This is a genomic window from Pedobacter nyackensis, from assembly GCF_900176505.1.
GTDB classification, from domain to species: Bacteria; Bacteroidota; Bacteroidia; order Sphingobacteriales; family Sphingobacteriaceae; genus Pedobacter; species Pedobacter nyackensis.
The window spans coordinates 168,277-176,921 of record NZ_FWYB01000011.1 but is presented as its reverse complement, the minus strand read 5'-3'; the positions used below and the strand labels follow the sequence as shown (position 1 = coordinate 176,921).

Annotated in this window: 3 protein-coding genes and 1 pseudogene; all 4 read right to left on the bottom strand. The window is 41.1% G+C overall.

Annotated elements, in window-relative coordinates; genetic code table 11:
* Positions 1 to 887, bottom strand: a pseudogene (locus tag B9A18_RS25180) (hypothetical protein); the annotation flags it as partial.
* A 17-nt stretch (positions 888 to 904) separates the two neighbouring features.
* Positions 905 to 1,414, bottom strand: a complete 510-nt coding sequence (locus B9A18_RS18390) for a T9SS type B sorting domain-containing protein (RefSeq protein ID WP_159452689.1) — start codon at positions 1,412 to 1,414, stop codon at positions 905 to 907.
* 339 nt (positions 1,415 to 1,753) lie between these two features.
* Entirely contained in the window at positions 1,754 to 2,641 is an 888-nt protein-coding gene (locus B9A18_RS18385) for a PorP/SprF family type IX secretion system membrane protein (protein WP_084291009.1), read from the bottom strand.
* Between the two features lie 35 nt (positions 2,642 to 2,676).
* Positions 2,677 to 8,571 (bottom strand): Ig-like domain-containing protein, encoded by a 5,895-nt coding sequence (locus B9A18_RS18380; protein WP_084291008.1) that lies wholly within the window; start codon positions 8,569 to 8,571, stop codon positions 2,677 to 2,679.
* Between the last annotated feature and the right edge of the window lie 74 nt (positions 8,572 to 8,645).

Genomic DNA, 8,645 nt, shown 5'->3' with positions numbered 1-8,645 from the left:
CCTGTTGTTCCTGTTGCCGAAGCCCCATCAACATAAGTTTTTATGGCCTTAACACTTGGATATTTGGTATCGGAAGCTGCATCGGCTGCAACATTGGTGCTTTTATTTGCAGCAGCTTCTTTGGCAGCTACAGCTGTAGTTAACACGCCTTCTGCTGTTGTTGCGCGTGTGGTTTCCGCCGTTAATGCATTTGAATTGGCTAATATAGCTGCATCAACATAAGTAACAGTGGCCTTGCCATTAAATATCAGCCAGTCGGCTTTACTTAAATACCCATCGGTAGTGGCATCTGCTTTACCAATTGTAGCGGCTATATCACTTGGCAGCCAAACAGTTCCATTCCATTTAAGGATCTGTCCATTAAGCGGTACCGCAGTACTCACAGCAGCGCCCTGAAGTTTGGTTACTGTTGGATTAGGGTAAGTACCTCCCAAATCTCCTCCCGCAGTCCCACCTGGTGCGGCAGTACTTGCGTAAATGGCATAGGGAACAGACTGAAGCTGAGAAGTGCCCATATCTATAAAACTTCCACCTCCTGCAGGATCGATTTCTACCTGGAGAAATTTATTGCCGGTAGACCAGTTCACAGTGGTCATTGAACCGGTTTGCGAAAGCGCTCCTGTACTGCCAATCACCACAGCATATAAACCAAATTTGTTTGTGGTCCGCTGCCTGGTTTCCGAATAAACGCTGCTGCCGGTTGCCCCGCCATCACGAATAGTTAACCTTAATGCTATAGATTGCTCCATTACCGGGCTGCCATCAGCTTTTCTGGCCACCCCCTGATAATTGATTTGCGGAAGTTGTTGAGCCTGTACCTGTATACAGCTAAACAGGATCAATGCAAAAACCGCTAAAAAAAAACGTGTTTGGTAAAAATTAACCATATGTGTAGGAATAAGTGTTATTTTATTAGAGTAATGAATCCTCTTACTACGCCGATCTTACCGTCTTTTTTAAGCTTAATGCTATAAAAGTAAGTACCCTCAGGAAGTGGAACTCCCGAAAAATGGCCTGTCCAGTCGTTCTGGTAATTGTTTGTATGAAACAGAGCCCGGCCGGAAATGTCAAATATAGTTAACTCATTATCCGGAAATCTTTCGATATCCTTAATCTCCCAGGTATCATTTTTCCCATCCCCGTTAGGTGAAAGAATATTAGTGGCAAGGACCGGAAATCCTTCTGTAATGAAATGTATGGGCAGAACTGGCTGCAACAGACCGTTGGTAATAATTGCACGGCTATTTGTCATAGTTTCAACAAGGGCCAGTTCGCCAACGCTCCACTCAAATATAATTCCGGTGTTGTGAGTATAAGTATTGCCGGTGGCGTTGATAACTGTCTGATTCGTGGTTTGCGCGTCGCTCTGTCCAACAACAAATGCGACTATTAAGGAAGACAATAGATACTTCATAATGGGGATGAATTTGAAAATCTTTTTAAAAGGTACTAAAATTAAATCCAAAACTATCAAGAACATTACATAATAGTTAAATTTTAACTGCAGATTTTATACAACTATTCAATAGTTATAGTTAATTAGTAAAACTGCTGAAGTTATCAGAAAGGTTTATGACACTTGTTTTTGTGAAAAATAGGGTTTAGGCATCAGGCCAGCTTCTTTTTTAAAGGCATTGTAAAAAGTAGCCAGATTTTTAAAGCCAGATTCATGAGCAAGGGCTTCTATAATTATTTTTCACAAAAAAGCCCCTGTGAATGAATTTCACAGGGGCTTTCCTATTGTAACTGGAGGTTACTTACTCAAATTCAATCTTAAATTCAGTTCAAAACTACCATTGGTGTAACTACTCAAGGCCGAAGTCTGCGTGGTATAAGTACCACTGATCAGGTATTTCTTTTTATAATCCATACCCAAACCGAAGGTAGCATTTTCTGTACTGTGATACATCGCTAACAAAAGGACCTGCTTATTGGCAATACTAAATTGTGCGCCAGCATCCCAGATATTGTCAAACCCTTTCACTCCGCGGTATGCAACTTTAGGTTCTACGTCCATGCCCTCCATTCCTTCGCTGATACCAATTTTATAACTTACCGCTGTATAAAAAGTAGCCACATCAGCCAATTTGATTACATCTTTTTTCAATACACTTTTAAGGTTAGGAATAGCAGCCTGTACATTCAGTTTATCCGAAGTATAAGCTACCCCAAAGTCGCCGTCCAAATAAGTTTTACGATCATTATACTGCCCTACTGTTGGGTCATTTGGATTACCATAAATATCCGCATTCTCTAGTCGCTGATTCATGAACCCCAATGACACCCCAAAGTGTAACCTCTGGTTACCTTCATTCAATTGCAGGTGATAAGCATAACTCCCCACTACCCGTGTTTGTCTTTGCAAACCGGCACTCTCATTGTTCACAGTAAGCCCTACACCTACTTTTCCAAAACCATAATCGGCTGTCAGGCTCTGGGTTAAAGGGGAACCCGGTACATTGCTCCAAAGCTTGCGGTAAGCACCGTTTAATTTTATTCCTTCTCCTGCACCGGCAAAAGCCGGATTAATTAAATACTGGTTGGTATAATATTGTGCCGATAGTGGGTTCAACTGTGCTTTCGCCGAAGTGCCCATGACAACAAACGCGGATATTAATGCTGCTTTATATATTGTTTTCATCTGTTAGATCGATTGTACAAAAATATTTAAATTATTTATCGGGCCGACTCTCCTCTGACTACAGTAATATAGCCTTTAAATTTAACCCTACCGGTTCCAAAGTCGATAATATAATAATAAGTATCTTCAGCCAATGGCGAACCATTAACAGTAGCATCCCAACTATTGTCATATCCTTTTTTGCTGTATATCAAGCGACCGCTTCTATCGAAGATTTTCGCCTCATTATTCGGATAAAAATCGATATTATCAATCACCCACTTATCGTTAATACCGTCACCATTCGGTGATAAGATATTGGCCGCTTTAATCTTGGCCAAATCATCCAGTACCGTTAAAGTAAAGGTTTGTGCTTGCGAACATCCACTGGCATTAGTCACTGTTACGGTATAAGTAGTCGTTTCACGTGGCCTTACTGTCAATGTTGCCGAATTTAGTCCATTTTGAATGCTGTTGTGAGGTACCCAGGCATAACTGGAGCCACCCACCGCATTTAGGATTACTGTTTCACCTTTACTAATCTGTGTACCTTTATCGCTATTTATAGCAACAATTGGCAAAGCATTGATGGTGATCACAAAAGTTCTGCTATAAGTGTCCACACCACCGTTGGCAGCACCACCATTATCTTTAACGGTTACAGTAATGGTAGCCGTTCCTGAAACGCCGATTTTGGCTTTGTAGTTTACAGAGCCAGTAATACCTGAACCCGTTACATCTAAACTTTCAAATAAGTTCGCATTGGTGCTGCTTACGCTTAATGTAGTGGTTTGTGCAGTCTCGGGGCCGGCACTGATGCCATTTAAAGCTACCGTTTGATTTAAAGTCGTGTAACAAATCGTTTGATTATTAATTACTGAGAGTGTTGGAATTTCGTTTACATCACTTAAAGCAATAGTAAAGACTTTCTCCAGACTCAAGCCATGCTGTGTTGTGCTTTTGACACGAATACTATAGTTGGCTTTAGACTCAAAATTTAGACTTGCTGCCGTATTGATGGTATTTCCATTAATAACAAATGAGGCGTTATCAGTATCACCGATTCCACCAACCAATACATAGGTAAAAGTTGCTGAAGGATCATCTGAAGTGCTACTCAACATTCCTGCATTGGTTCCGGCGGTTTTGTTTTCAAACAATGTAACTCCAGCAAGGCTAATGTTAGTTGGTGCACCAGGTTTTACTTTCAAAATACCATCTACATAAGTAATGTCGTAATTTGCAGCAACAGCTCCGTTAGCTTTAATTGGGTAATTACCAGGGGCGCTGCCTAAGGTAGCCGTAGTAGTTATTGTAGGAAGCGTACTCAAAGCCGTACTACTTTCTCCGGTAATAAAACCTGTATATTTAATCGTAAACACCGGGTTTTCAGTACCTGCAAAGCGTTCTTTATCTTCAGCTGTGACGGTTAAAGCCTTCTTGTTCACTGTTAAAGTTTGCTGCACATTAGGCGCAGGATTATAATTGCTATTTCCTGTCTGACTTGCAGTAACCAAAGTACTTCCAGCTTTCAGAATTGTTGCCATGTTACCAACAATAGAAACAACAGAAGGATCAGTAGCTGTATAGGTTACAGGAAGATTACCTGAGGAATTTACATTACCCAGTGAGAAAGCAACGTCACCATAAATCTTCACTGTAATCGGGTTGAAAGTAATAGTTTGGCTATGATCAAAGGTATAAACATCACCGGCAGTATAACCTCCCGAAACGTTTCCAATCACATCTGTGATACCTGTTCCAGTGGCTTTTAAATCCAGTCTCAGTGTTCCGTCGCCCGTTACTGCATTTACAGTTACGGTATATACAATATTATCAATGGTTGAGACATTCGAAATTGTTCCATTCGTACCGGATGTGGTTAATACAAAATCATTCACATCTACATTGTTCACCTTTTCAGAGAAGGTAACAGTGTAGTTAACACTACTTGCATTGGTAGGACTAACATTTGCGCGCACTATAGCATTGACAGCAGGCGCAACATTATCAATAACATAATTATTACTGCTGGAGGTTCCTGTTCCGATATTGCCCGCTGCATCAACAACCCCCGAATTAGTCAGTGAAATCAAATTGGAATCATCGACAATAGAGGCGGTAGGTGTAAAAGTTGCTGTCCAGGTAACATTTCCATCAGATGAACTGACTGCTGTTAAAGTACCATTAGCAATAGTTAGATCGGCATTTGTAAAACCAGAAATTGCTTCATTAAAGGTAATCGTAACCAATGATGTTTCTCCAATACTAAGCCCTGCATCGGCTATTACTATGGTAGCCGTTGGACGTGTTGTATCAATAGCATAATTATTAGAGTTGGTAGTGCCGGTTCCCATGTTTCCGGATGCATTTTGTATGCCGGTATTGTCTTGTACAATCGCATTGCTAGCGTCTGTAATGTCAGTAGCAGGTGTAAAAGTTGCGGTCCAGGTAACCCCACCGTCTAATGAGCTAACCGCAGATAAAGTTCCGTTAGCAATGGTTAGGTCGTCATTGGCAAAACCGCTAACAGCTTCGCTAAAAGTAATGGTTACCAAAGAAGTTTCTCCAATCTTCATTGCGTTATCGGCTACAACAATAGTAGCTGTCGGACGTATGGTACTTATAGTAAAATTAGCAGAATTAGCAGTTCCCGTTCCTGCATTACCGGCTAGATCTAAAACACCAGAATTATTCAGTGAAATCAAATTGGTAGCAACGGCAATACCAGCAGCAGGTGTAAATGTTGCTGTCCAGGTAATTCCACCATCAGATGAGCTAACAAGAGTTAAATTCCCATTAGGAATGGTTAAGTCGGCATTAGTAAAATCGCTAACAGCTTCGCTAAAAGTAATGGTTACCAAAGAAGTTTCTCCGGCAATCAGTGCTGCATCGGCAACAACAATCGTAGCTGTCGGACGTTGACTGTCAATGGTATAATTATTAGAATTGGCAATTCCACTTCCTGCATTACCAGCAAGATCTGCAACACCCGTATTATCTAATGTAATCACATTGCTTGCATCTGTAATACTAGCTACGGGTGTCAAAGTCGCCGTCCAGATAATCCCATCAAAGGAACTAAAAGCAGATAAAGTTCCATTAGCTACGGTTAGGTCGGCATTGGTAAAACCGCCAACAGCTTCGCTGAAAGTGATGGTAACCAGAGAAGTTTGCCCAATAGCCAGCGCTGCATCAGTTATTACAATTGTAGCTGTTGGTCGTTTGGTATCGATAGCATAATTATTTGAGTTAGTAGTGCCACTTCCGGTATTCCCGGATGCATTTGAGACACCTGTATTATCCAGGGTAATTAAATTGCTTGCATCGGTAATGCTAACAGTTGGTGTAAAAGTTGCAGTCCAGGTAATTTCACCATCAGAGGAGCTAACAAGAGTTAAAGTCCCATTTGGAATGGTTAAATCGGCATTGGTAAAATCACTAACAGCTTCGCTAAAAGTAATGGTGATTAAGGAAGTTTCTCCAATCTTCATTGCGTTATCGGCTACAACAATAGTAGCTGTCGGACGTATGGTATTTATAGTAAAATTAGCCGAATTGACAGTTCCCGTTCCGGCATTACCGGCTAGATCTAAAACGCCAGTATTATTCAGTGAAATCAAATTAGTTGGATCGGCAATATTGTTTGCTGGTGTAAAGGTCGCCGTCCAGGTAATTCCACCATCAGATGAGCTAACAAGAGTTAAAGTCCCATTAGGAATGGTTAAGTCGGCATTAGTAAAATCGCCCACAGCTTCGCTAAAAGTAATGGTCACCAAAGAAGTTTCTCCAGCAATCAGTGCTGCATCGGCAACAACTATTGTAGCTGTTGGACGCGTAGAGTCGATAGCATAATTATTAGAATCGCTAGTCCCGCTCCCAGCATTACCCGATAAATCTGCAATACCTGTATTATCCAGCGTAATTAAATTGCTTGCATCGGTAATACTTGCTGAAGGTGTAAAGGTCCCGGTCCAGGTAATCCCACCATCAGCCGTGCTAACAGCAGATAAAGTTCCATTAGCAATAGTTAAATCGGCATTCGTCAAACCGCCAACAGCTTCGCTGAAAGTGATGGTAACCAGAGAAGTTTGCCCAATAGCCAGCGCTGCATCGGTGATTACAATTGTAGCTGTTGGTCGTTTGGTGTCGATAGCATAATTATTTGAGTTGGTAGTTCCACTTCCGGTGTTCCCGGATGCATTTAATACACCTGTATTAGCCAGGGTAATTAAATTGATTGCACTGGTAGTGCTAGCCGTTGGTGTAAAAGTTGACGTCCAGGTAACCCCACCATCTAATGAGCTAACCGCAGATAAAGTTCCGTTAGCAATGATTAGATCGTCATTAGCAAAACCGCTAATCGCCTCGCTAAAAGTAATGGTTACCAATGAAGTTTCTCCAATCCTCAATGCATCATCGGCGACTACAATCGTAGCTGTTGGACGAGTCGTATCAATGGTATAATTATTAGAATTAGTTGTTCCGGTTCCTGCATTGCCAGCGGCATCCGCAACACCTGCATTATTCAGGGTAATTACATTAGTAGGATCTGTAACACTAGCTACAGGTGTAAAAGTTGCCGTCCAGGTAATTCCACCATCAGATGTACTTACTGAAGATAAAGTACCATTGCCAATTGTCAGATCAGCATTAGCAAAACCGGTAACCGCTTCGCTAAAAGTAATAGTTACCAATGAAGTTTCTCCTGCAATCAGTGTCACATCAGCAACAACAATCGTAGCTGTTGGACGAGTCGTATCAATGGCATAATTATTAGAATTAGTTGTTCCGGTTCCTGCATTGCCAGCGGCATCCGCAACACCTGCATTATTCAGGGTAATCAAATTGGTTGGGTCTGAAACACTAGCTAAAGGCGTAAAAGTTGCCGTCCAGGTAATCCCATCACCTGAACCGACAGTAGTTAAAGTACCATTTACAATGGTGAGATCATCATTTGCAAACCCGCTAATAGCTTCACTGAAAGTAATGGTAACCAAAGAAGTCTCTCCAATCCTCAATGCATTATCTGTTACTACAATAGTAGCTGTTGGTATGGTATGATCAATGGTAAAAATCTGTCCAGAGGTATACCCACCGGAAACTGGAACTGCCCCTCCGTTTTGTATCCCGGTTCCACTGCTGTTAAGATCTAATCTTAGCGTCCCATTACCAGTGACCGGATTCACAGTTACGGTATATGTAGTGCCAGATCCTGATACCGATGCAATGGTACCAGCCGCTGTCTCTGTTGTTGTAAGTGCGAAATCGCTGACATTCACACCAGTAACACTTTCCGAGAAAACTACAGTAAATTGTTCTGAACTCCTATTACTTGGAGTTGTGCCCACACGGTTAATAGAACTTACAGTTGGAGGTGGTGGGGCCAAGCCAATACCATTAATAGAATGATTTGTTTTTGATTGATCAAGAAGATAGCCGCCTCCCGAAATATAAATCCGAACCTCATCAACATAGTCAAATGAACTACCTAAAGTAATTAGGTTGTTTGCATATCCGCTAGTAATTCCATCATAAATAAATGTAGTAGAAGCGACCTCAACACCATCCCTATATCCTTTAACGGTATTTGTTAAAATCTCTGTATCACCCCAATTTGAATAATTAAAATGATTGAGACCAAATTCTTTGCCATCCTTTGACCTGATTGACATTCCTTTTGCGCCATCGTTTTCATTAGGTGTCAAACCACCATCACCATAATAATTTTGGTAAGAAATAGCACCAAAATTATTACCTGCAATATTCGAGATACTCAGTACTTCAATTATAATACCGGGAATATTCACAGATCCACCTTCACCATCTTCGGCAATCCCGTCGGTCCAAGCACCATCAGCAGTAAATGTTAAAGTAGCATTTGTCGTCAATTGCGCCCTCGTCGCAAAAAAAAACAAAGAAAAAAATAAAGAAAGTAAAATTCTTTTCATGTGAGATTGTTATTAGATATAAATTAAATCGTTATAAATTTAAAACCGAGCAAAACGAGCAAGCCAATTAAACC

What these genes read in the sequence shown, in the direction of transcription:
- B9A18_RS18390 (WP_159452689.1), bottom strand. Translation starts at nt 1,414, where the DNA reads ATGAAGTATCTATTGTCTTCCTTAATAGTCGCATTTGTTGTTGGACAG.
- B9A18_RS18385 (WP_084291009.1), bottom strand. Translation starts at nt 2,641, where the DNA reads ATGAAAACAATATATAAAGCAGCATTAATATCCGCGTTTGTTGTCATG.
- B9A18_RS18380 (WP_084291008.1), bottom strand. Translation starts at nt 8,571, where the DNA reads ATGAAAAGAATTTTACTTTCTTTATTTTTTTCTTTGTTTTTTTTTGCG.